Source organism: Nonomuraea deserti (assembly GCF_004348685.1).
GTDB classification, from domain to species: Bacteria; Actinomycetota; Actinomycetes; order Streptosporangiales; family Streptosporangiaceae; genus Nonomuraea; species Nonomuraea deserti.
In genome coordinates this window covers 1-533 of sequence record NZ_SMKO01000450.1, presented here as the reverse complement: position 1 = coordinate 533, position 533 = coordinate 1, and the positions used below count along the sequence as shown (strand labels likewise).

Annotated in this window: 1 pseudogene; it reads right to left on the bottom strand. The window is 67.4% G+C overall.

From position 1 onward, the window contains the following. Positions 1 to 533, bottom strand: a pseudogene (locus tag E1292_RS50625) (polyketide synthase); the annotation flags it as partial.

Sequence of the window (533 nt, the reverse complement as noted above, 5' to 3'; positions counted from 1 at the left end):
CCGAAGGAGGAGACGGCGGCGCGGCGCGGACGGTCGAGCTCGTCCCAGGAACGAGCCTCGGTCAGCAACTCCACCGCACCCGCCGACCAATCCACATGCGGCGACGGCTCATCCACATGCAACGTCCTCGGCAACGTCCCGTGCCGCAACGCCATCACCATCTTGATCACACCACCGACGCCCGCAGCCGCCTGCGCATGACCGATGTTCGACTTCAACGACCCCAACCACAACGGCCGATCCCGACCCTGCCCATACGTCGCGATCAACGCCTGAGCCTCGATCGGATCACCCAGCGACGTCCCCGTCCCATGCGCCTCCACCGCATCCACCTCAACCGCCGACAACCCCGCATTCGCCAACGCCTGCCGGATCACCCGCTGCTGCGACGGACCATTCGGCGCCGTCAACCCGTTACTCGCACCGTCCTGATTGATCGCACTGCCCCGCACCACCGCCAGCACCCGATGCCCCAGCCGGCGAGCATCCGACAACCGCTCCACCAGCAACATCCCGACACCCTCAGCCCACCC